General features: G+C 68.6%; 20 protein-coding genes. 17 read left to right on the top strand and 3 right to left on the bottom strand.

The window, feature by feature from the left end; translation table 11 throughout:
* The first annotated feature begins 10 nt into the window (after window positions 1–10).
* From secA to prfB, 4 genes are all read left to right on the top strand, one after another.
* Window positions 11–2,953: a preprotein translocase subunit SecA gene (gene secA, locus JF886_RS03520; RefSeq protein WP_337309663.1), complete on the top strand. Its 2,943-nt coding sequence runs from the start codon at window positions 11–13 to the stop codon at window positions 2,951–2,953.
* Window positions 2,954–3,278: 325 nt separating this feature from the next.
* A complete protein-coding gene (locus JF886_RS03515; protein WP_337309661.1) occupies window positions 3,279–3,800 on the top strand; it encodes an RNA polymerase sigma factor in 522 nt (173 codons plus the stop codon).
* Window positions 3,793–5,136 carry a sialidase family protein gene (locus JF886_RS03510; protein ID WP_337309659.1) on the top strand — a complete coding sequence of 448 codons (1,344 nt, stop codon included), beginning with the start codon at window positions 3,793–3,795 and terminating at the stop codon, window positions 5,134–5,136. Before JF886_RS03515 ends, JF886_RS03510 begins: the two co-directional genes overlap by 8 nt.
* 53 nt (window positions 5,137–5,189) lie before the next feature.
* Window positions 5,190–6,297 (top strand): peptide chain release factor 2 gene (gene prfB, locus JF886_RS03505; RefSeq protein ID WP_337309657.1). Its coding sequence is split into 2 segments (ribosomal slippage): window positions 5,190–5,255 and window positions 5,257–6,297, totalling 1,107 coding nucleotides; the frame shifts between segments, so codons are not numbered across the junction.
* A 7-nt stretch (window positions 6,298–6,304) separates the two neighbouring features.
* On the opposite strand, the gene JF886_RS03500 is transcribed toward prfB, so the two are convergent.
* On the bottom strand, window positions 6,305–6,436 hold the full coding sequence (locus JF886_RS03500; RefSeq protein ID WP_337309655.1) for a hypothetical protein: 132 nt from the start codon (window positions 6,434–6,436) through the stop codon (window positions 6,305–6,307).
* Between the two features lie 602 nt (window positions 6,437–7,038).
* Here JF886_RS03500 and ftsE point away from each other — a divergent pair.
* The 10 genes from ftsE to JF886_RS03450 all read left to right on the top strand — a co-directional run bounded on the left by ftsE (window position 7,039) and on the right by JF886_RS03450 (window position 17,443).
* Window positions 7,039–7,737 carry a cell division ATP-binding protein FtsE gene (ftsE, locus tag JF886_RS03495; protein WP_502711385.1) on the top strand — a complete coding sequence of 233 codons (699 nt, stop codon included), beginning with the start codon at window positions 7,039–7,041 and terminating at the stop codon, window positions 7,735–7,737.
* The gene (locus tag JF886_RS03490) at window positions 7,734–8,630 is read left to right on the top strand and encodes a cell division protein FtsX (RefSeq protein ID WP_337309651.1); all 897 of its coding nucleotides are present in this window, start codon (window positions 7,734–7,736) and stop codon (window positions 8,628–8,630) included. The genes ftsE and JF886_RS03490 overlap by 4 nt, the downstream gene beginning before the upstream one ends.
* 40 nt (window positions 8,631–8,670) lie before the next feature.
* Window positions 8,671–9,897 carry a murein hydrolase activator EnvC family protein gene (locus JF886_RS03485; protein WP_337309649.1) on the top strand — a complete coding sequence of 409 codons (1,227 nt, stop codon included), beginning with the start codon at window positions 8,671–8,673 and terminating at the stop codon, window positions 9,895–9,897.
* Window positions 9,894–11,294 carry a S41 family peptidase gene (locus tag JF886_RS03480; protein WP_337309647.1) on the top strand — a complete coding sequence of 467 codons (1,401 nt, stop codon included), beginning with the start codon at window positions 9,894–9,896 and terminating at the stop codon, window positions 11,292–11,294. Before JF886_RS03485 ends, JF886_RS03480 begins: the two co-directional genes overlap by 4 nt.
* A gap of 84 nt (window positions 11,295–11,378) precedes the next feature.
* Window positions 11,379–11,903, top strand: coding sequence for an RDD family protein (locus JF886_RS03475; protein WP_337309645.1), 525 nt, complete (start codon window positions 11,379–11,381; stop codon window positions 11,901–11,903).
* A 68-nt stretch (window positions 11,904–11,971) separates the two neighbouring features.
* Entirely contained in the window at window positions 11,972–13,375 is a 1,404-nt protein-coding gene (lpdA, locus tag JF886_RS03470; RefSeq protein WP_337309643.1) for a dihydrolipoyl dehydrogenase, read from the top strand.
* Window positions 13,376–13,453: 78 nt separating this feature from the next.
* Complete coding sequence (locus JF886_RS03465) at window positions 13,454–14,398, top strand: thiamine pyrophosphate-dependent dehydrogenase E1 component subunit alpha (RefSeq protein ID WP_337309695.1); 945 nt, start codon at window positions 13,454–13,456, stop codon at window positions 14,396–14,398.
* A complete protein-coding gene (locus tag JF886_RS03460) occupies window positions 14,398–15,381 on the top strand; it encodes an alpha-ketoacid dehydrogenase subunit beta (RefSeq protein WP_337309641.1) in 984 nt (327 codons plus the stop codon). The genes JF886_RS03465 and JF886_RS03460 overlap by 1 nt, the downstream gene beginning before the upstream one ends.
* Window positions 15,382–15,393: 12 nt before the next feature.
* Entirely contained in the window at window positions 15,394–16,857 is a 1,464-nt protein-coding gene (locus JF886_RS03455) for a dihydrolipoamide acetyltransferase family protein (RefSeq protein WP_337309639.1), read from the top strand.
* Between the two features lie 55 nt (window positions 16,858–16,912).
* Entirely contained in the window at window positions 16,913–17,443 is a 531-nt protein-coding gene (locus tag JF886_RS03450; RefSeq protein WP_337309637.1) for a GNAT family N-acetyltransferase, read from the top strand.
* A 21-nt stretch (window positions 17,444–17,464) separates the two neighbouring features.
* On the opposite strand, the gene JF886_RS03445 is transcribed toward JF886_RS03450, so the two are convergent.
* The gene (locus JF886_RS03445; protein ID WP_337309635.1) at window positions 17,465–17,890 is read right to left on the bottom strand and encodes an iron chaperone; all 426 of its coding nucleotides are present in this window, start codon (window positions 17,888–17,890) and stop codon (window positions 17,465–17,467) included.
* Between the two features lie 5 nt (window positions 17,891–17,895).
* Window positions 17,896–19,524 carry an L-glutamate gamma-semialdehyde dehydrogenase gene (gene pruA / locus JF886_RS03440; RefSeq protein ID WP_337309633.1) on the bottom strand — a complete coding sequence of 543 codons (1,629 nt, stop codon included), beginning with the start codon at window positions 19,522–19,524 and terminating at the stop codon, window positions 17,896–17,898.
* Window positions 19,525–19,596: 72 nt separating this feature from the next.
* Between pruA and lipA the strand changes: the two genes are divergently transcribed.
* The 3 genes from lipA to JF886_RS03425 all read left to right on the top strand — a co-directional run bounded on the left by lipA (window position 19,597) and on the right by JF886_RS03425 (window position 21,801).
* Window positions 19,597–20,547 (top strand): lipoyl synthase, encoded by a 951-nt coding sequence (gene lipA / locus JF886_RS03435; protein WP_337309631.1) that lies wholly within the window; start codon window positions 19,597–19,599, stop codon window positions 20,545–20,547.
* 2 nt (window positions 20,548–20,549) lie between these two features.
* On the top strand, window positions 20,550–21,275 hold the full coding sequence (gene lipB / locus JF886_RS03430) for a lipoyl(octanoyl) transferase LipB (RefSeq protein ID WP_337309629.1): 726 nt from the start codon (window positions 20,550–20,552) through the stop codon (window positions 21,273–21,275).
* A gap of 205 nt (window positions 21,276–21,480) precedes the next feature.
* Complete coding sequence (locus tag JF886_RS03425; protein ID WP_337309627.1) at window positions 21,481–21,801, top strand: hypothetical protein; 321 nt, start codon at window positions 21,481–21,483, stop codon at window positions 21,799–21,801.
* Window positions 21,802–21,829: the final 28 nt, after the last annotated feature.

Raw genomic sequence — 21,829 nt, 5'->3', positions numbered from 1 at the left:
TGAACTCCTGATGCCCGTCCTCACCAAGATCCTCGGCGACCCGATCAACCGCGAGATCAGGCGCCATCGCGGCGCCGTCGACCGGATCAACGCGCTCGAGCCCGAGATGCAGGCGCTCAGCGACGCCGAGCTGCGCGCCAAGACCGACGAATTCCGGGCTCGCCTTGGCGTGGCCGGACCGGACCTCACCTTCGGCCAGACCTTCACCCACGGGCTCACTGGCGACGAGGAGGAGGACGTCGAGGCGGAATACGCCCGCAAGGAGGCCGCCGAGCGCGCCGGCGAGAGGCGCCGCGGGCTCGACGACCTCCTCCCCGAGGCCTTCGCGGTGGTCCGCGAGGCCGCCCGGCGGACGCTCGGGATGCGCCATTACGACGTGCAGCTGATCGGGGGCATCGTGCTCCACCAGGGAAAGATCGCCGAGATGCGCACCGGCGAGGGCAAGACGTTGGTGGCGACGCTGGCGCTCTACCTCAACGCGCTGGAGGGGCGTGGCGCCCACCTGGTCACCGTCAACGACTACCTGGCCCGCCGCGACGCGGGCTGGAACGCACCGCTCTACACGGCGCTCGGGATGTCGGTCGCGGTGATCGTGCCGGGTCCCGTCGACAACCCGGACTTCGGCTACATCTACGATCCCGAGTACCTCGACGAGACCCACCCCGACTCGCGTTTGCAGCACCTGCGTCCGTGTACTCGTCGCGAGGCATATGCCGCCGACATCACCTACGCAACCAACAATGAGCTCGGCTTCGACTACCTGCGCGACAACATGGCGCAGTCGCTCGACCGCTGCGTGCAGCGCCATCTCCACTACGCGATCGTCGACGAGGTCGACTCGATCCTTGTCGACGAGGCCCGCACCCCGCTGATCATCAGCGGGCAGGGCAACGAGCCCACCGAGAAGTACTACACGTATGCGCGGCTGATCCCGCGCCTGGTCGCCGAGGACGACTACACCATCGACGAGAAGTCGAAATCGGCCGCCCTCACCGACGAGGGCGTCGCCAAGATCGAGAAGTGGACGGGCATCACCAACGTGTACGAGCTCGAGCACGTCACCGAGGCCCACCAGATCAACCAGGCGCTCAAGGCGAACGCACTCTACCTGCGCGACCGCGAATACATCGTGCGCGAGGGCGAGGTGATCATCGTCGACGAGTTCACCGGGCGCACCATGCCGGGCCGGCGCTGGTCGGACGGTCTTCACCAGGCGATCGAGGCCAAAGAGGGCGTGAAGGTCCAGCAGGAGAACATCACGTTGGCCACGATCACCTTCCAGAACTTCTTCCGCCTCTACGACAAGCTCGCCGGCATGACCGGGACGGCGCTCACGGAGTCCGAGGAGTTCGACAAGATCTACAAGCTCGAGGTGGTGCCGATCCCCACCAACCAGCCGATGATCCGCGACGACGGCACCGACCTCATCTACAAGAACGAGGAGGCGAAGTTCAAGGCGGTTGGCGATGAAATAGCTGACCGGAACAAGATCGGGCAGCCCGTTCTCGTGGGAACCACCAGCATCGAAAAGAGCGAGCGGCTGTCGCTGCTGCTGGAAAAGAAGGGCATCCCGCACAGCGTGCTGAACGCCAAGTTCCACGAAAGCGAGGCGCAGATCGTCGCCGATGCCGGCCAGCGCGGCTCGGTGACCATCGCCACCAACATGGCCGGTCGTGGCACCGACATCGTGCTCGGTGACGGCGTGGCCGCGGCCGGCGGCCTGTACATCATCGGTACCGAGCGCCACGAGTCCCGCCGCATCGACAACCAGTTGCGTGGGCGTGCCGGCCGCCAGGGCGATCCCGGCGAGACGCGCTTCTTCCTCTCCTTCGAGGACGACCTCATGCGCGTGTTCGGTGGCGAGCGGATGCAGGGGATCATGGACCGGCTGCGCATCGAGGAAGACGTGCCAATCGAGAACCGGTTGGTGTCGCGCCAGATCGAGGGCGCGCAGTCACGTGTCGAGGGCCACAACTTCGACGCTCGCCGCTACGTCGTCGAGTACGACGACGTCATGAACAAGCAGCGCGAGATCATCTACGGCGAGCGTCGCAAGATCCTCGAGGGCACCGACACGCGCGAGAACCTGATGTCGATGCTGCACCAGACGGTGCGCCAGGAGGCGCCCGGCTACTGCGAGGGACGACACCGTGAGAACTGGGACCTCGATGGCCTGTGGGAACGGATGCGCCAGATCGCGCCGCTGCCCGAGCTGGAGACCATCAACGTCGACAGCCTCGGCGACACCGTCGAGGACATCGAGGACACGCTGATCAGCGAGATGACCGCCCTCTATGAGGAGCGCGAGCAGCAGTACGGAGAGGAGCTGATGCGCTCGGTTGAGCAATCATTGATGCTCAACGTCATCGACACCAAGTGGCGCGCCTACCTGACCGACATGGAGCACCTGCGCGAGGGTATCAATCTCCAGGCGTATGGCCAGAAGGATCCCCTGGTCGAGTACAAGCAGGCAGCCTTTGAGTCCTTCCAGGGGCTCACCGCCGACATCCAATCCGACATCGTGCGCCTGCTCATGCATGTGCAGATCCAGCGCGTCGAGACACCACCCGAGGAACCGACCCAAGCGGCCAATGAGGCGGCCGCGCCGCGGGCAGGGCGTGCCGACAGCGCCGGCGCAGAGATGTCGGAGGATGTACCGCCCCCCGCCCGACCGGCGGCGGCCGCGGCGAGCGCGGCTCTGGCCCGCGCCACCGGCAAGCCCGCCCCGCTCAGCCCGTTGCTGCAGCCGACGGTGACCAATGTGGTGGAGCGCTCAGCCTCGGGCACGCGCCCGCTGTCCGGCGGGAATGGCAACGGCAACGGCCGCAAGGAAGCGGGCGCCGGGGTGCCAACGGGCGGCGTCGGAGTTGGCGCCGGCAAGCGAAAGGTGGGGCGCAACGAGCCCTGCCCGTGTGGCAGCGGCAAGAAATTCAAGATGTGCCACGGCCGCTAGGCCGGGGTGACGTCAGGGGCCTGAACGCCCCCGCATGTAGAAGAAGCCGGCGAGTAGAACGACGACCACGACGACGTAGACGATGATTTCCTTGGTGCCCAAAAGGTTCAAGGCGAGCATCTGGTACCTCCCTCACTGGTGTCGCGCGTCGGCAGCGTGCGGCCGCCGAGCGCTGGCCCGAGCTTAGCGTAGGAGCGGAAATGTGGGCGCATCACAGGAGCGCAAAGGTCGCTCTCGGTTCAGATGCGCCACCTTTCGAACTGGAGGTCGATACGCTGCGGGCCGGTGAGTAACACATTCGTGAGGAGGGGGTCTCTCATTCTGTATGACCCCACCCGCGGCGATGCGCGTCCTGGCCGCTGACCAGTGGGAGCGCCGCGCGGCGCTCGAACGCCTGGTGGGCGCACAGCAGAGGCGCCTCTTTCACATCGCGCTCTCGATCCTGCGTAATCCCGGCGACGCGGAGGACGCGGTCCAGGAGAGCTTCCTGCTTGCGTGGCGGAAGTGGGATGCGGTTCGCGAGGAGGAGAAGCGCGAACAGTGGCTGACCACCATCTGCGTGCGCCACTGCATCCGACGCCGCCAGGGGCTGCGCCGCTGGCTGGTGCGCGAGCCGGACGTCACCACCGCGGGCGCCGAGCACGTTCGCTTCCAGGGGCGGCTGCTCGACCTCGACCGTGCCCAGGCGAAGCTATCGCCCCAGCAGCGCGCGGCCCTTGTCCTGAGCTACCACCGCGGCTACTCAGCCGACCAATGCGCCGCGCTGATGGGGGTGGCACCGGGGACGGTGCGCAGCCACCTGGCACGCGCGCTTGCCGCCTTGCGCAAGGAGATGAGCGATGCCTGATCGCGATGACGACCTGGCCCGCGGTCTCCGCGACTACTACCAACGGGTGGCGCAGCAGCCGGCACCCGATGTGACGGGGAGGGTGATGATGTCAGCGGACAATCGCGCCGCGCTGAGGCGCAGGTGGACGGCCATCTGTGGCGGCATCGCCGGCGTCGCCGCTGTTGCCGCGGTGATCGTGGTGGCGCTGGTCAACCACAACACGGCGCCTGTCAGCGCGCCTGCGCAAACTGGGGCGCCCACCAACGGCACCACGCCGGTGCCCGGCCCGTCGACGAGTCCGACTCCCTTGGTGCGCACCGCGCCCCCGCCGCCGCTCCCACCGGGCGGACCGGTTCCGCCCGGCTTCACCGGCGTGTCGGCGACGTTCACATCGCCCTACCAGGGATGGGTGCTCGGCACCGCGCCCTGCGCGAAGCGGCCCTGCACGTCGATCCTGCGAACGGTCGATGGCGGCGCGACATGGAAGGGGGTTCCGGCCCCGCGCATCGAGCTGGCGGGCAGCGCTCCCTTCGGGATCATTCGCTTCGCCGACCCTCTGGACGGATGGGTCGCGGCCGGTGCCCAGCTGCAGGTCACGCACGACGGCGGAGCCACCTGGTACGCGGCAGCGCTTCCGGGTGTGCAGGCCAGCGGTGTGATCAGCGATCTGGAGACCTCGGCCGGAGTGGTGGATGCTTGGGCCATTCGGGAGACGGCGAGCGCCGGCCCGTCCATGCCCGCTACCCTGTATCACGCGTCCACCACCCAGGACTCCTGGAGCACGGCACCCGGGGTCGCCACGACCAACGGTGGCTACGGCCAGTTGAGCTTGGTGGGCTCCCATGGATGGCTGGTCGTGGGGTCCACTCACGTCTACAGCACCAGCGATGGCACCACCTGGACGGCGCGTTCGTCACCATGTCCCGCGCAGCAGCCGGTCGGCATCGCCGCCGCCAACGCCAGCACGGTGTATGCGAGTTGCACGGTCAACGGATCCGCTGGGGGATCGATGGTGACCCGCACTATGAAGGTCTCACACGACGGTGGCGCCAGCTTCCAGTCCACCAGTCCGCCACCGCAGACCGGTGACTTCTCGGGAATCGCCGCGACGCCCAATGGCCGCACCGTCGCGCTCGCCGTCAGCACCGCTGGACCCGGGTCGATCCAGCTGAGCAATGACGGAGGCGCTCACTGGAAGACTCCCTACAGCGCCGACCAGACGGGCGGAGCCGGGTTTGCCGACCTCGGTTTCACCACCGACAGTCAGGGCGTGGTTGTGCTTGCGCCCGGGCAGTCGGGCGTGCTCTTCCTGAGCCATGACGGCGGCCTGAGCTGGCGCGCGGTGCGCTTCTAGCCGTCGCGTGCCTCACAGGCTGGCGGCGCGCGTCGCTGGGTACACTCGAAGTCATGGGTGAGCTGGCGACGCGCGCGCAGGAGGTCAAGGCCCGGGCAGCCGATCTGCTCGGCCATCTTTGACCTCGACGCCAAACGAGCACGCTTGCGCGAGCTCGAAGCCCTCATCAACGACCCATCCCTGTGGGATGACCCGCGCAACGCCGCCACGCTGACCCAGGAGGCGTCGCGCCTCCGCGAGGAGATCGCGTCGGTCGCCGACATCGAGAAGCGGACGGCCGACGCCGTCGACCTCGGCGAGATGGTCGAAGCCGAGCCCGATGACGGGGTGACCGCGGAGGTGTCGGCGGAGCTCGACTCCCTCGAGAAGGAGCTGGACCGGCGCGAGCTCGAGCTTCTCTACAGCGACCCGTACAGCGACAACCCGGCGATCCTCGGCATCCACGCCGGCGCCGGCGGAACTGATTCGCAGGACTGGGCGGAGATGCTGATGCGCATGTACCTGCGCTGGGCCGAGGAGAAGAAATACACCGTCGAGTTCATCGACGAGTCCGCCGGTGACGAGGCCGGCATCAAGTCGGCGACGCTGCGGATCATCGGCGCGCGCGCCTTCGGCCTGCTCAAGTCCGAGCGCGGCGTGCACCGGCTGGTGCGCATCAGCCCGTTCGATTCAGCCGCACGCCGGCACACGTCGTTCGCGCTTGTCGAGGTGACCCCGGAGATCGAGGACGCCGTCGACATCGACATCGACCCCAAGGACGTGCGCGAGGACGTGTACCGGAGCAGCGGCGCCGGCGGGCAGCATGTCAACAAGACCTCATCGGCGATCCGGCTGACTCACATCCCGACGGGGGTGGTGGTGACCTGCCAGAACGAGCGCTCACAGCACCAGAACCGCGACGTGGCCTGGCGTGTCTTGCGGTCGCGACTGCTGGCGTTGAAACAGGCGGCGCACGCCGAGCACGTGGCCGAGTTGCGTGGGGAGTCGATGCCGGCGGAGTGGGGGAGCCAGATCCGTTCCTACGTACTGCACCCGTACACGATGGTCAAGGACCACCGCACCGGCGTCGAGGTCGGCAACGCGCAGAGCGTGCTCGACGGCAACCTCGACCCCTTCATGGAGGGATACCTGCGCTGGTCCGCGCGCGAGGCGGCAGCGTAGCCCGCGCTCAGCGCGACTGCAGGCGGGGCAGCGGCCGGCGCTTGCGCAGCCCGCTCGCACCCGCGACCAGCACGTGGCCGCAGTCCACGCACTTGTGCATGCGCCGGGAGCGCTCCGCGGCGATGGGATCGGATTCCACTCTGTGACCCGCCGGGGCCGTATAGGTCAGAGGAATCAGGCGCGTGCCGCCGCAGGGCGGACACACCACGGGGGCGGCCATCGCCTGGCAGTCTGCCATACCTTCTTTTGGCGTTGTGTCACGAAGCCGCATGATCAATCGTGATGATCGCCTGCGTGCGTCAGCGTCGCGCTGCCTCCCGATGGCGAGCCACAGACCGTCAGGTAGCAACTGCTGTGGGAACACCTGTTCCCTTGAGCTGCAACAACACGACGCACACCACGCGAACGCGTCGAACTGTCGCCACAACGCGGCAGCGCATGTCGCGGATGTGTCGCATTCACAGGGGCAGATTGAGAGCCGGTCGTATACTCGGCCGCGTCCCTTCACCGGTCTCAATTCGCTCCACGTCGCACGCGAACCGGGCGGGACCTCCCACCGTTCCACCCGGCTGGGCGGGAGTGGAGTAGGGCCTGCCGGGCGCTGGAATTCCTCGCTGTGAACCACCTCGACGGCGACCCGCGTCTCGTGCACCGGCAGTCGATGCTGCCCGCGGCGACAGCGGCATGAGCGTGGCGCTCGCGCAACGCCCGGCGCTGGCCAGCGACCCCGCGCTGCGCCCCGTGATCAGCTTTCACGGCGTCGGCAAGACGTACCCCAGCGGCACCGTCGCCCTGCGCGACATCGACCTGGCCATCTACCAGCGCGACTTCGTGTTCCTGGTCGGAGCCAGCGGCGCCGGCAAGTCGACGCTGGTCCGTCTCCTGATCCGCGACGAGCCGGCCAGCAGCGGACGCATCTTCGTGGACGGCCAGGAGGTGACCCGGATGTCGCGTCGCCGGCTGCCCAAACTGCGTCGCAAGTTCGGGATCGTCTTCCAGGACTACAAACTGCTCGCCACGCTGACCGTCGGCCAGAACGTGGCGTTCGCGCTGCAGGTGACCCGCCCCGGCCAACGGCACATGCGCGAGAAGGTGGAGGAGACGCTCTGGATCGTCGGCCTGGAGGACAAGATCGACAAGTTCCCCGACGAGCTGAGCGGTGGTGAGCAGCAGCGCGTTGCGATCGCCCGCGCCCTGGTGACGCGGCCACGCATCTTCCTCGCCGACGAGCCCACCGGCAACCTCGACCCGGACACGTCGTGGGGCATCGTCCAGCTGCTGCTGCAGATCAATCACCGCGGCACCACCGTGCTGATGGCCACGCACAACCGCGAGGTCGTCGACCTGGTGCGCCGGCGGGTCATCGCCATCGAAGGCGGGCGGGTGATCCGTGACGAGCAGGAAGGCCAGTACCTGCGCGAGGGTGAGACGACCGTATGAGACGCTTCGTCTCGGCGTTTTGGTTCGCGGTGCGCTCGTCGATGCAGAACTTCCGGCGCAACCTCGGCGTCTCGCTCGCCGGCGTCTGCACAATGGGGTTGATCCTGGTGCTGGTCGGGGCGCTGGCCCTGGGAACGCACCTGCTCACCAACGTGCTGCACGACCAGGAGTCGCGCGCCAGCAAGCTCAAGATCTACATCCAGGACGGCGTCTCACTGGCCGCGATCGTCAACCTCCAGCACCAGCTGCAGACCGACACGCGCGTGCACGCCGTGGCGTTCGAGAACAAGGACCAGGCCTTCCAGGAGGCAGCCAGCAAGGGCACCGACATCGCCACCGCGGTGACCGCGCTCGGCAGCAACCCGTTGCCGGCCTCCCTCAACGTCGACGTCAAACAGTTGCGCTACCTGGTCCAGCTCGACCAGGTCGCGCGCACCAACCCGATCGTCGACTCCACCCAGCCTACCGACTACAACCCCGACGTCACCCCGAAGATCCAGGCGGCAATCAACATCATCGAGGGCGTGGTGGGATTCGTCTCGCTGATGCTGCTGGTGGTGAGCCTGGTGATCATCATGAACACCATCCGCACCGCTGTGTACGCGCGCCGCACCGAGATCGAGATCATGAAGCTGGTCGGTGCCACCGACTGGTTCGTGCGCTGGCCGTTCCTGCTCGAGGGGATCTTCGGTGGCGTGCTGGGCGCGATCCTCGCCGGGTTGGTGGTGCTGGGCGTGTACCGCCTGGTGGTGTCGCTCACCTCGGGCGCGCTCTTCGCGATCCCGTTCGACGGACTCTTCACGCTGGTGGTCTTGTCCGGTCTCTTCGTGGGCGGAGCCATCATCGGCGCGCTGGGCAGCTACCTGGGGGTGCGTCGCTTCCTCGCCGCCTGACGGCGAGCCGAGAGCGACACACCAGGCCATGCGCTCCTCCGTGCACGCGCCCGTGACGCCGCAGGTGCGGCACCGGCGCAGCCTGGTCACGCGCTCCGTCGTCGCCGTGGCGCTCGGCGCGGTGCTCGCCATGGCCACGCTGGGACCGAATCAGCACCGCGCCACCGCCGACGCGATCACCGACAAGATCGGCACCGCCAAGCATTCCCTGGCTGCGGACGGGGCCAACATGACCCGGCTCAAGGCCGAGCTCGTTGCCGCCGCCAACCAGGAGGCGGCCCTGCAGAAGGCCATCGGCGAGCTCGACACCCAGGTCTCGCACACCCAGGGCCAGGTCTCGGACGCGCAGAAGCAGCTCGACGCCATCGTGCTCCAGCTCGCCACCGCGTCGGCCAACCTGGCCACCACCCAGGCCCACCTGGCGTTGGAGAGGCATCAGCTCAACCTCGAGATCGTGGTCATGTACAAGGCGCAGAACGCCTCCAGCGACTTCGCCAACTTCCTCAACTCCGGCGACTTCAACAGCCTTTGGCAGCACGTCCTCGACGTCCACCGCCTCGGCGCCAGCGAGCAGCAGTTGATCGCCACGATCACCTCGGACGAGCAGACCATCCAGAACGACGTCGATCACATCGCCACCGAGAAGACCCAGCAGTCGCAGCTGCTGGCCACGCTCAAGGGAATCGTGGTGCAGCTCAACGACGCGCTCTCCACCCGTCAGAGCGCGAAGGCACGGCTGGTGGCGCTGCAGGCGCGCGACCAGCAGCAGCTTGCCGAGATGGAGAAGGCCACCAAGGAGCTGAACGCGCAGATCGCCCGGCTGCAGGCCCAGGAAGCGGCGGCGCTCGCCGCAGGTGGCGGCAACGGCCACTTCGCGTGGCCATTGACCGGCGAGATCACCCAGGGCTTCGGCTGCACCACCTACCCGTTCGAGCCGTACGACCCCAACTGCTCGACCCGGCACTTCCACAGCGGCATCGACATCGCAGCGGCGTGCGGAGCCAACATCGGCGCCGCTGACAGCGGCATCGCCCACACTTATTACAGTGACTACGGTTTCGGCAACCACGTCATCATCGTCCACGGCAACGGCTGGGTCACCGTGTACGGGCACATGTCGTCGTTCGCGGTCGGCGATGGTCAGATCGTCCACCGCGGGCAGCTCATCGGCTACGAGGGGAGCACCGGAAACAGCTCGGGGTGCCACCTGCACTTCGAGGTGGACCTGAACAACAACCCGGTGAACCCGTTCGCCTATCTCTCGTGAGCGCACCACCGGGCGCCGGATCTGTGCCGGGCGCGCCGGACGAATGGTCCGATGAGCATCGGGCGCTGCGACGCCGCTTTCCACGACCACCGGCGACGGTGCTCAGCACGCTCGGCGTGGTGGCGGCCTGCTACCTGACCGCGCTGCTGGCCGTCAACCTCTCCACCTCGTCCTACGCCTCCTTCATCAATCGGATCTTTCCGCACATCGGCGCCGGGGCGTCCATCGACCAGACCAGCATCGCCGCCGAGTGGCAGGCGATCCAGCAGAACTACGTGATCCGGGGCGTGCCGCCGGCGCAGGGCACCCTGGGCGCCGAGCAGGGCATGGTGCAGGTGCTCCACGACTCCTACAACGACCGCTTCTCTGCCTACCTCAGCGCTGCGCAGTACCAGGAGCTGAACTCGACGCTCGGTGGCCGGCGTGACGGCAGCATCGGCATTGGGGTGGAGCCGCGCTGTGCCGGAGGCACGCTGTGCGTGACGGGAGACGCGCCCGACCGCGCCGTGATCGAGAACGTGCTCGTCGGCCAGCCGGCCGACCGCGCAGGAGTGCATCGCGGCGACGAGCTCATCGCCGTGGCCGGCATCACCCTCGCCTCGCTGGGCAGTGACGAGACCACGCGGATCACCAAGGCGGCGGCCCTGGTGCGCGGCGCGGTCAGCAGCACAGTGCGCCTCACCGTGATGCGCGGCGGGGCTCGGCTCACCCTGGCGGCGACGCGGGCCAACCTGCAGATTCCCTCCGTGTACAGCAAGCTCATCGGCCATGTGCTCTACGTGCAGGTGACCGGATTCGACAGCGACACGGGCTCGGTCGCGCGCACGCAGTTGCAGCAGGGAATCGCCGGCGGAGCCACGTCGATCATCCTCGACCTGCGTCAGAACGGCGGCGGATATGTCAGCGCTGCGCAGTCGCTGGTCAGCGAGTTCGTGCAGCCGACGGCGACCCACAAGAACGTGGTGGTGCGCCGCGGGCGGCTCAGCGCGAATGGCTCCCCGAGCAGCGCCGAAGAGGTGTCCAACGACACCATCCAGGCCGGCGGGGTGGCGCTGGCCCAGCCGATGGCCGTGCTCGTCGACGGCGACTCGGCGAGCGCCGCCGAGATCACTGCAGCGGCTCTGCACGACTACAAGCGGGCGACCGTCGTGGGCGAGAAGACGTTCGGAAAAGGCTCAGTCCAGGTGGACTTCCCGCTGCCCGACGGCGCCGACCTGCACCTCACGGTGGAGCGCTGGTACGGCCCCAACGGGGAAAGCATCGAGGGCAGTGGCATCACGCCGGACCGGATAGTGTCTCTACCCGGTCCCGATGCGCGATTCCAGCTGCAGGCGCAGTCGCCGCCGCCGAGCGGCGACGCGCAACTGCAGGCTGCGCTCACTGTGCTGGGTGCGTAAGCGCGCACACGGACGCACCGCAACCGAATACCCTGCGCGCGGCCCAACGACGGGCTGCAACGACCAGCACAGGGAGGAGGCTCCATGGCCATGCACCCACCGCCACCGCCAAGTGCCCCCCCGCCCGCGCCGCCATACGGTGCGCCGGCACCAACGGCCTCGGGCTACGCGGGATTCTGGATCCGCGTGGTCGCGTACATCATCGACTCGATACTCGTCGGGGCCGTCACCTTCGGACTCATCAAGGCCACCGGGGTGATCACCGTGCTCTGTCCTGAGGGAGTCACCAATGCGAGTGACCCGTCGTGCGGCCCCACCCAGATCGCTCCGCTCTTCTACGTGATCCTGCTCGTGCCGGTGCTCTACTACATCGTGCTCTGGGCATACGGCGGTACCCTCGGCCAGCGCGTGCTGGGGATGCGCGTGGTCAGTGCCGCCACCGGCGCGGACCTCGGCCTCGGCCGTTCGCTGCTGCGCTATGTCGGCTTCATCATTGCCACCATCCCCATCTACATCGGGCTCATCTGGGTGGGATTCGACCCGCGCAAGCAGGGCTGGCACGACAAGATCGCCGGCAGCTTCGTGGTACGGGGCGGCGGGCGAGCCTGACCCAGCTCGTCGCCGCGGCGGCTGATCAGCCCGGACCGGGCTCAGGGGGCAGACCTATACTCGGGCGCGTGCCAGAGCGCTTCGACGTGGTCTTCCTGGGCGGGGGCTCGGGCGGTTACGTCGCAGCCATCCGCGCCGGGCAGCTCGGCCTTCGCACGGCCGTCGTGGAGGCCGAGAAGGTGGGGGGGACCTGCCTGCACCGCGGCTGCATCCCCACCAAGGCGCTGCTTCAGAGCACCGCTCTGCTCGACCAGGTTCGCGACGGCCACCGCCTCGGCGTCAATACCGGCGAGGTGAGCTTCGACTATGGGATCGCTGCGGCTCGCCGCGATGACGTGGTGGCCAGCCTGTACAAAGGTGTCCAGGGCCTGCTCCGGAAAGCCAAGTCCACCGTGGTGCAGGGCCGCGGCCGACTTGACGGCCCCGGGCGCGTGGTTGTGTCCACCGACGCCGGCGGCGACCGGGTCGAGCTCGAGGCCGGCCACGTCGTTGTCGGCACCGGCTCACGCCCGCGGCAGCTGCCCGACGTCGCCACCGACGGGCAGCAGTTGCTCACCAGCGATGACGCTCTCTTTCTCGACAGCGTGCCGCCGAGCGCGATCGTGCTCGGAGCGGGCGCGGTGGGCGTGGAGTTCGCCTCCTTCTGGCGGAGCGCGGGCAGCGAGGTGACCCTCGTCGAGATGGCGCCGCGGCTGGTACCGCTCGAGGACGAGGCAATCGGGCGCGAGCTCCGCAAGCAGTTCGAGGCGCGCGGCATCCGCTGCCTCGTGGGCATGACGCTCGACCCGTCCACGGTGGAGCGCAACGAGGGTGGTGTCTCAGTGATGGTCCGCGGCGAGGACGGTGAACAGCGCCTACAGGCCACCGTGCTGCTGGTTGCGATAGGCCGCGCCGGCAACGTCGAGGACATCGGTCTCGAGCAGGAGGGTGTTGCCGTTGAACGCGGCGCCATCACCGTCGACCGTGAGCAGCGCAGCAGCGCGGCTGGCATCAGCGCGATCGGCGATGTCGCCGGCGGTTTCCAGCTCGCCCACAAGGCCATGCACGAGGGCGTCATCGCCGTGGAGGCGATCGCCGGCCGCCATCCGCACGGGCTCGACCCGCGACTCGTGACACGGACCACCTATTGCACGCCGCAGATCGCCTCGGTGGGGCTCAGCGAGGCCGAGGCGCGCGAGGCTGGTCACGACGTCAGCGTCGGTGTTTTCCCGTTCCGCGGCAACGCCCGCGCCGTGGTGTGGGGGGAGACGGGAGGCTTCACCAAGGTGGTCGCCGACACGGCGACGAACAGCGTGCTCGGCGTGCACATCATCGGCCACGAGGTAACCGAGCTCATCTACGGCCCCGCGCTGGGAGCGCTGCTGGAATCGACACCCTTCGAGATGTCGCGTGCGGTTGCCTCGCATCCCACCCTCAGTGAGTCACTTGCCGAGGCCGCCCTGGCGGTGTCCGGTGAGGCCCTCCACATCTAACAGGAGCACACCAACGTGGCAGTGGCGAAGACCGACCCGGTGAACAGGGAGAACCTCGACGCCGACACGCTGCGCAGCATGTACCGACACATGCTGCGCTCGCGCGTTCTCGACGAGCGCATGTGGGTGCTCAACCGCCAGGGTGTCGCGCCCTTCTGGATCAGCGGCATGGGCCACGAGGCGATCCAGGTGGCGGTGGGGATGAACATGGTGCCCCGCAAGGACTGGCTCGCCCCCTACTACCGCGACCTGGCGCTCACGCTGGTGTTGGGGATGACTCCGCGCGATCACCTGCTCTCGGTGCTCGCCAAAGCGGAGGATCCCAACAGCGGCGGCCGGCAGATGCCCGCGCACTACGGGTCGCGCGCCCACAACATCATCAGCACCGGCTCCCCGGTGACCACACAGCTGCTCCATGCCACCGGCATCGCGCTGGCCATGCGCATGCGCGGCGAGGACGCCGTGTGCGTGACCGCAATGGGTGAGGGAAGCACCAGCGGTGGCGACTTCCACGAGGCGCTCAACTTCGCGGCGACCCACAAGCTCGGCGTGGTGTTCGTTGTGGAGAACAACGGCTACGCCATCAGCGTGCCGGTGGAGAAGCAGATGGCGACGCCCAACGTGTCGGATCGGGCGATCGCGTATGGCATTCCCGGCATCAGCGTCGACGGCAACGACGCCATCGCGTGTTACCGCGTCGCCCTCGACGCCGTGCAGCGTGCCCGCAGCGGCAAGGGCCCGACCCTTCTGGAGGCCAAGGTGCACCGGCTGACGTCGCACAGCTCTGATGACGACCAGCGCCGCTACCGCAGCTCCGAAGTCCTGGAGGCCGAGCGCCTCCAGGACTGCCTGCCGCGCTTCCGCGGCATGCTCGAGGACCTCGGCGTGCTCGCCCCGGGCGACGCCGACAGCATGCGCACCGAGTTGGTGGTGGAGCTTGACGAGGCCACCAGCTACGCGGAGCAGGCGCCCACCCCGCTTGCCGAGACGGCCATGCTGCACGTGCACGGCGAGGAAATCTGATGCCCATCAAGAGCTTTCTCGAAGCCGTCCGCGAGGGCATGCGTGACGAGATGCGTCGCGATGAGCGTGTGATGATCCTCGGCGAGGACGTCGGCGCCAAGGGGGGCGTGTTCGGCACCACCGACGGCCTGCAGAAGGAGTTCGGCGAGTGGCGAGTCATGGACTCACCGCTCGCCGAGTCGTGCATCGTGGGCGTGTGCATCGGAGCCGCGCTGTACGGGATGCGCCCCATCGCGGAGATCCAGTTCCAGGACTTCATCATGCCGGCGGTCGACCAGATAGTTAGCGAGGCGGCCAAGATGCGCTACCGCAGCAACGACGCCTGGAGCGTGCCGATGGTGGTGCGCGCGCCGTTCGGCGGCGGTGTGCACGGCGCGCTGTACCACTCACAGTCGATCGAGGCGATGTTCTGCGGGGTTCCCGGCCTCAAGGTGGTGGTGCCGAGCACGCCCTACGACGCCAAGGGGCTGCTGATCAGCGCGCTGCGCGACCCGGACCCGGTGCTCTACTTCGAGCACAAGCGCGCCTACCGGTCGGTCAGGGGAGAGGTGCCCGACGACGAGTACACGGTGCCACTCGGCAAGGCCGCGGTGGTGCGCGAGGGCGCCGACATCGCCGTCTTCACGTACGGGATCATGGTGCACACTGCGCTGCAAGTTGCCGAGCGGCTCGCCGCGGACGGCTTCGAGTGCGAGGTGGTTGACCTGCGCAGCCTGCGGCCGCTGGACCGTGAGGCGATCATTGCCAGTGCGCGCAAGTGCGGGAAGGTGATGGTTGCGCAGGAGCCGAACCTGGCGGTGAGCATCTCGTCCGAGGTGTCGGCAATTGTGGCCGAGGAGTGCTTCGAATACCTCGACGCACCGGTGATGCGCATCGGTGGCCCTGAGATCCCGGCGATGCCGTTCGCGCCCGCGCTCGAGGAGTTCTACCTGGTCACGCCCGACAAGCTAGAGGCTGCACTGCGCACATTGGCCGCATACTGAGGACATCACACCATGGCCATGACAGTCACGATGCCGCAGCTCGGTGAGAGCGTTACCGAAGGGACCATCGCCCGGTGGCTCAAGCAGCCTGGCGAGCTGGTGGCCAAGTACGAGTCGATCGCCGAGGTGGTGACCGACAAGGTCAACGCCGAGATTCCCGCACCCGCCGAGGGGAGCATGGGCGAGCACATCGCGCAGGAGGGCGCGGTGGTGGCCGTCGGCGAGCCGATCTGCACCATCGAGACCGTCGAGCAGGGCCAGGCCAACTCCGCGTGGCACCAGGGCGACGAGGCTGCGCCCGCCGAGGCGGCCAACGTGAGCGTGGCCGAGCAGGCGCCGATGCCCGAGCAGCCCGCTCCTGCTGAGCAGGAACACCAGCCGGAGGTCGTCCAGCAGGAGGAGCCGCAGCAGCGCGAGGCCGTCACCGCCGGTGCCCAGCAATCCGCGGCGCCGGTGGGGCAGGAGCAGGGTGCGCCGCCGCAGCCCGCGCACGGGAACGGAAACGGGAGCGCGGGTGCGACGTACCACCTGACCCCGGCGGTGCGCATGCTGGTCCGCGAGCATGAGGTGGACCTCGCGCAGGTGCAGGGCACCGGGCTCGAGGGGCGGATCTCCAAGAAGGACGTGCTCGACTACGTGCAGCGACGCGACGCCAGCGGCGGTGCGCCACCGCCCGCACCGGCGCAGCCGGCCACACAGGCGCAACCCACGGCCGGCGGCCAACCGGCTCCGGCCACGCAGCCGGCTCCCGCCGCGGCACCGCAACCGCAGCGCGCCGACGGCGACGAACTGATCCCGCTGACGCCGACGCGTCGCGCCATCGCCGAGCACATGGTGCGCAGCCGCCACGTCGCGCCGCACGCGTGGATGATGATGGAGGTCGACATGTCGCGCGTGGCCAAGTTGCGCACGACCCGTCGGGCCGAGTTCGAGCAGCGTTACGGCGCCAAGCTGACCTACCTGCCGTTCGTGGCGCGCGCGGTCTGCGACGCGCTGCGCCAGTACCCAACGCTCAACTCATCGTGGAGCGACGAGGGGATCATCATCCACCGCGACCTCAACCTCGGCATTGCCGTGGCGCTCGAGGACAACCTCATCGTCCCGGTGATCCGCAACGCCGACCGGCTCAACATCGCCGGGCTCGCGGCCACGATGCAGGATCTCGGTGATCGAGCCCGCGCCAACAAGCTCAAGCTCGACGAGATTCAGGGCGGCACCTTCACCCTCAACAACACCGGCGCGCTCGGCACCGTGCTCACCCAGGCGATCATCAATCAGCCGCAAGCCGGGATCCTCGCCATGGACGCGGTGATCAAGCGTGCCGTGGTGGTGAACGACGCCATCGCGATCCGGCCGATGATGAACATCGGGCTCAGCTTCGACCACCGCATCAACGACGGCCTGCAGGCGACGCGGTTCGTCAAGAAGGTCAAGGAGCTGCTCGAGGGCATCGACGACAGCGGAGCCCTGCTCTAGCGCGACCGTATCTGTTCGCTGCCGCCCGTGTGTGTCTTGCGAGACGATGGGGGGCATGACCATGCTGCGGGTCGGTCACACGGCTGAGATCGGGGAGAGAGCCCTCAGCGCGTCGCGAGCACTGCTGTACGCGACCTTCGACGACATGACCGAGGACGACTGGGAACATGCTCTCGGGGGCGTCCACGCGGTGGTGTGGGAGGACGACGAGGTGATCGGTCACGCCTCGGTCGTGCAGCGCCGGTTGATGGTCGGGGGGAGGGTGTTCCGAACCGGCTATGTCGAGGCGGTCGCGGTGCGGGCGGATCGGCGCGGGCTCGGCCACGGCGCCATGCTCATGGAGGCGGTGGAGGAGGTCATCGCCCGCGCCTTCGAGCTCGGCGCGCTTGGTGCGACCGACGACGGCCTCGGCTTCTACACGACTCGAGGCTGGCAGCCGTGGCGAGGCGTGACGTCCGCGCTGACGCCGACCGGGGTGGTGCGCACGCCCGATGAGGATGGATGCATCCTCGTGCTCCCGGGGGCCGCTGGCCTGGACCTCGATGGGGAGATCACCTGCGACTGGCGCGGCGGCGACGTCTGGTAGCCCAACCGGGGATGACCGCGGTCAGGCGTCGAGGGCAGCGCTGATCAGCGCGCGCAGGTCACCGTCGGAGATGCTCGCGGCCGCGTCGGGGGTGAGCCTGATCGTGCCGGTGCTTGTCTTCAGGTCAGGATGGCGGGCAAGGAAGCCGGCGGCGCGGTCGGCGCCCCAGCCGTAGAGCGAGACCCCGTGCTTCCAGGCGCCTACATGCAGACGGCGGCGTCCCACCGTGTACGTCGGGATTTTGTACGAGAGCACGACCTGGGAATCCGGGTGCTGCGCGAGGATGAGGTTCTGGAGTCGGTCGAACAGTGGTCGATGTTCGGCGGGGATGGCGTCGATGTAGGTAGCGACCTCGTCGTCCATGACGGCATTGTCGCCGACGGTGTGGCCGCTTGCGAGGTAGGCGTACCGCGTCGGGACGATGGAGTTGCCCGATTGGCGGGTCACGTACGTCAGTCGGGCAGCTGGTGCGGGTAGCGCCAGTCGGTCGGGGGGTTGAAGGTCTCCTTGATCGTCCGCGCCGACACCCAGCGCAGCAGGTTGAGCGGTGAGCCGGCCTTGTCGTTGGTTCCACTGGTGCGCGCGCCGCCGAACGGCTGCTGCCCGACCACCGCGCCGGTCGGCTTGTCGTTGATGTAGAAGTTGCCGGCGGCATTGCGCAGCACGCGCGACGCCACGTCGATGGCCCCGCGGTCGGAGGCGAACACCGCACCCGTCAGCGCATACGGTGAGGTCCCGTCGACGGTGCGCAGGATCGTCTCCCAGTCGCTCTCCTCATAGGGATGGACTGTGAGAATCGGACCGAAGAGCTCGCGCTCCATGAGGTCGTGATGCGGATCGGGCGTCTCGAAGATGGTGGGTCGCACGAACCAGCCCTCGCTGTCGTCGCATTCGCCGCCGGCGACGAGCGAAATGCTGTCGTCCGCACGGGCGGCCGTGATGGCGTCGGCGTGGGTGCGAAAGGCGCTCTGGTCGATGACCGCGCCCATGAAGTTGCGCATGTCTGTGGGGTCGCCCATGGGCAGCGACTCAGTGGCCGCTGCGAGCGGTCCGCGCAGCTCGTCCCACATCGCCTGCGGGACGTACGCGCGCGAGGCCGCCGAGCACTTCTGGCCCTGGTACTCGAAGGCACCGCGCAGCAGACCGACGAGCAGCGCGTCCATCGACGCCGATTCATGGACGACGACGAAATCCTTGCCGCCGGTCTCGCCGACGAGGCGCGGATAGGTCCGGTAGCCGCCGAGGTTGTCGCTGACCACCGACCAGATGCTGTGGAAGGTGCCGGTCGACCCGGTGAAGTGGATGCCGGCGAGGTCGGGATGGGGGAGGGCGGCGGCGGCGACCCCGCCGCTGTGTCCGGTGACCATGTTGATGACGCCGGGGGGAAGGCCTGCCTCCTCGAGCACCTGCATCAGCGCGGTGGCAGCGAGCTGCTGCGTCGTGGCCGGCTTCCACACCACGGTGTTGCCCATGATCGCCGGCGCGGTGGGCAGGTTGCCCGCGATCGAGGTGAAGTTGAACGGTGTGATCGCCAGCACGAATCCCTCGAGCGCGCGCAGCTCCATGCGGTTCCATACGCCCGGCGGAGAGATCGGCTGGTCGTCATTGAGGTGGGCGGCGAAGTGGACGTTGAAGCGCCAGAAGTCGACGAGCTCGGCGGCGGCGTCGATCTCCGCCTGGTAGACCGTCTTGCTCTGGCCGAGCATCGTCGCCGCGTTGACCCGCGCCCGCCACGGACCGGCGAGCAGGTCGGCGGCGCGAAGGAAAACGGCGGCTCGCGATTCGAACGATGCCTCCGCCCATTCCCGGCGGGCGCGCAGGGCGGCGACGATTGCGGAGGTCACCTCGGGTTCCGTCGCCGTGTGCCCCTCGCCGAGGACCAGCTGGTGGCGGTGTGGCGCAATCACGGTGAATAGCTGTCCGGTGCCCTCGACGTCGCTGCCGTCGATGTGCAGCGGCAGGCGGTGCGGCGCGTTGGCGGTGAGGTCGTCGATGGCCTGGCGGACGGCGGCGCGCTCCGGCGAGCCGGGGCGGTATTCGAGGAGTGGCTCGTTGCGGGGCGGCGGGGGTTGCACGCTCATGGCCCGATTGTGGCTCAGCGCACTGGCGGGGCTGCGCCGATGGCGGCCGGGTGCGTTGTACAGTGGAAACGCATGCGCGAGATCCCGCTGACGTCAACCCCGCGCGCGGGCCGGCCGGTCGACACCCGGCCCATGCACCAGCGCCTCCTGCCTGATGGGGTCGAGCGTCGCCCCGACTGGCTCACGGTCAAGCTCCCCGCGGGCGAGGGCTACACCCAGATCAAGAGCCTGATGCGCGGGCTGGACCTTGTCACGGTGTGCGAGGAGGCCCGCTGCCCCAACATCGCCGAGTGCTGGGGCCACGGCACCGCCACCTTCATGGTCCTTGGCGAGGTGTGCACCCGCGCCTGCGCCTTCTGCGCGGTGACCAGTGGGAAGCGCGGTGGGGACGTCGACGCCGACGAGCCGCGCCGGGTGGCCACCGCGGTCGCGCAGATGGGCCTCGCACACGCGGTGGTGACGTCGGTCGACCGCGACGACCTGCCCGACTTCGGCGCCGAGATCTTCGCGGAGACCATCCGCGAGATCCGCCGGCAGTCGCCGGGCACGACCATCGAGGTGCTCACCCCGGACTTCAACGGCAGCGTCGACTCGCTGCGCGTGGTCATGGCCATGGTGCCGGAGATCTTCAACCATAACCTCGAGACCATCGAGCGGCTGTACCCGCGCGTGCGACCGAAGGCGGGATACCAGCAGAGCCTCTCGCTGCTGCAGGAGGCCAAGCGCCTCGAGCCGCGCAGCCGCACCAAGAGCGGGCTGATGGTGGGCCTCGGCGAGGAGATGGACGAGGTCGAGCAGTTGCTCCGTGACCTGCGCGCCCACGACGTGGAGATCGTGACCATCGGCCAGTACCTGCGCCCCTCGCTGAAGCACCACCCGGTGATCCGCTTCTGGACGCCGGCGGAGTTCGCCGCGCTCAAGCAGTGTGGCCTGGGGCTGGGCTTCAGCCACGTGGAGAGCGGGCCGCTGGTGCGCAGCTCGTACCACGCGCACGAACAGGCGGTGGCGGCGAGCGCGGTCTGACGGTGGCCACTCTCGAGTACCTCTGGCTCGGCCGCGTCGGCTACAGCGATGCGTGGGCGTTGCAGCGGCACCTGGCGGCGGCGCGGGCGCGGGGCGCAATCGAGGATGTCGTCCTGCTCGTCGAGCACGCGCCGGTGTACACGATGGGGCGCAACGGCTCAGCGGCGCACGTCCCGCGCGGTGCCGAGCACCTGCTCTCGCTCGGAGCGGAGTACGTGGACGTGGACCGGGGAGGCTCGGTGACGTTCCATGGGCCGGGACAGCTCGTCGCCTACCCGATCTTCCAGATCGCCGGTGTCTTCCCGATGCCCGGCGAGCCGGGACGCGGCGACGTCGTGGCCCACCTGCGCGCGCTCGAGGAGGCGCTCATCGCCACCGTGGCGGCGTATGACGTCGTGGCCATGCGGCGTCCGCCCTATACGGGTATCTGGGTCGGAGAGGAGAAGCTCGCGGCGATCGGGGTGAAGCTGGCGTCGGGGGTAACCACCCACGGCGCGGCTCTCAACGTGAGCACCGACCTCGACTGGTTCGGTCAGGTCATCCCCTGCGGGATCGAGGGCGCCGGGGTGGCGTCGCTCGCGTCGCTGGGCGTGCGGCCTGCGCCGAGGCTCCACGACGTCGCGGTGCGCTTTGCCACAGAGCTGGCCCGGGTGGTCGGCCGCCGGCCGAAGCGGGGCGGCGAGGCGGTGCGCGGCGCGGTTGCGGAGGCGGCGGCTGTCCCTGTCTGATGGGTGCGCTGGAGGTCACACAGGTCTGAAGATTTGTCGCCGGAGTACCAGTTCCTCGCCAACAAGCCGGCGCAAACCCACAAACCTCTGGTCAAAGCTGACCGAAACCGCTACCATGCGGCCCCAGGATCGCCCACCCGCTCGGATCGTCTTCATCACATCATTCCCACCCCCCGAGTGGACGCGCTTCCCGAGGGATCCGCCGATGGCCACCTTCGTCCGCAATCGTGTGCTCAATCAGCTGTCCTGGGCCGAGGAGGAGGAGGAGAGGCGAGCGTCTCGTCGCGACGCGCTCTGCGAACTCGATGGCCTGCTCACCCAGCTCGAGGAGGTGAACCTTCGCGGCGGGGCCGTCCCCAGCCGGGTGCTGATCGCGTTGCGGCGCCGGGGAGTGATCGCCCGGCCCGGGGTGAATCCCGCTGAGCTCATCGAAGCGATCTTCGGCGTGCAGGAGGCGTTCATGCGCCAGCCCGACGGCGCCGACCAGCTGATCGCCTTCGAGGACCTGCGCCGCCGCATCGCCTAGTTTCCGGGCGCGGCGGCTGCTAGCCTGC

It is taken from the genome of Candidatus Aeolococcus gillhamiae (genome assembly GCF_016464765.1).
Classification (GTDB): domain Bacteria; phylum Chloroflexota; class Dormibacteria; order Aeolococcales; family Aeolococcaceae; genus Aeolococcus; species Aeolococcus gillhamiae.
The sequence above is the reverse complement of the archived record's forward strand: the minus strand, read 5'-3'. Positions and strand labels throughout refer to the sequence as shown.

Bases quoted from the DNA above. Each gene is read 5' to 3' on its own strand.
- secA (WP_337309663.1), top strand. From the start codon at position 11: ATGCCCGTCCTCACCAAGATCCTCGGCGACCCGATCAACCGCGAGATC.
- JF886_RS03515 (WP_337309661.1), top strand. From the start codon at position 3,279: ATGACCCCACCCGCGGCGATGCGCGTCCTGGCCGCTGACCAGTGGGAG.
- JF886_RS03510 (WP_337309659.1), top strand. From the start codon at position 3,793: ATGCCTGATCGCGATGACGACCTGGCCCGCGGTCTCCGCGACTACTAC.
- JF886_RS03490 (WP_337309651.1), top strand. From the start codon at position 7,734: ATGAGACGCTTCGTCTCGGCGTTTTGGTTCGCGGTGCGCTCGTCGATG.
- JF886_RS03475 (WP_337309645.1), top strand. From the start codon at position 11,379: ATGGCCATGCACCCACCGCCACCGCCAAGTGCCCCCCCGCCCGCGCCG.
- JF886_RS03465 (WP_337309695.1), top strand. From the start codon at position 13,454: ATGTACCGACACATGCTGCGCTCGCGCGTTCTCGACGAGCGCATGTGG.
- JF886_RS03460 (WP_337309641.1), top strand. From the start codon at position 14,398: ATGCCCATCAAGAGCTTTCTCGAAGCCGTCCGCGAGGGCATGCGTGAC.
- JF886_RS03455 (WP_337309639.1), top strand. From the start codon at position 15,394: ATGGCCATGACAGTCACGATGCCGCAGCTCGGTGAGAGCGTTACCGAA.
- JF886_RS03450 (WP_337309637.1), top strand. From the start codon at position 16,913: ATGACCATGCTGCGGGTCGGTCACACGGCTGAGATCGGGGAGAGAGCC.
- pruA (WP_337309633.1), bottom strand. From the start codon at position 19,524: ATGAGCGTGCAACCCCCGCCGCCCCGCAACGAGCCACTCCTCGAATAC.
- lipA (WP_337309631.1), top strand. From the start codon at position 19,597: ATGCGCGAGATCCCGCTGACGTCAACCCCGCGCGCGGGCCGGCCGGTC.
- JF886_RS03425 (WP_337309627.1), top strand. From the start codon at position 21,481: ATGGCCACCTTCGTCCGCAATCGTGTGCTCAATCAGCTGTCCTGGGCC.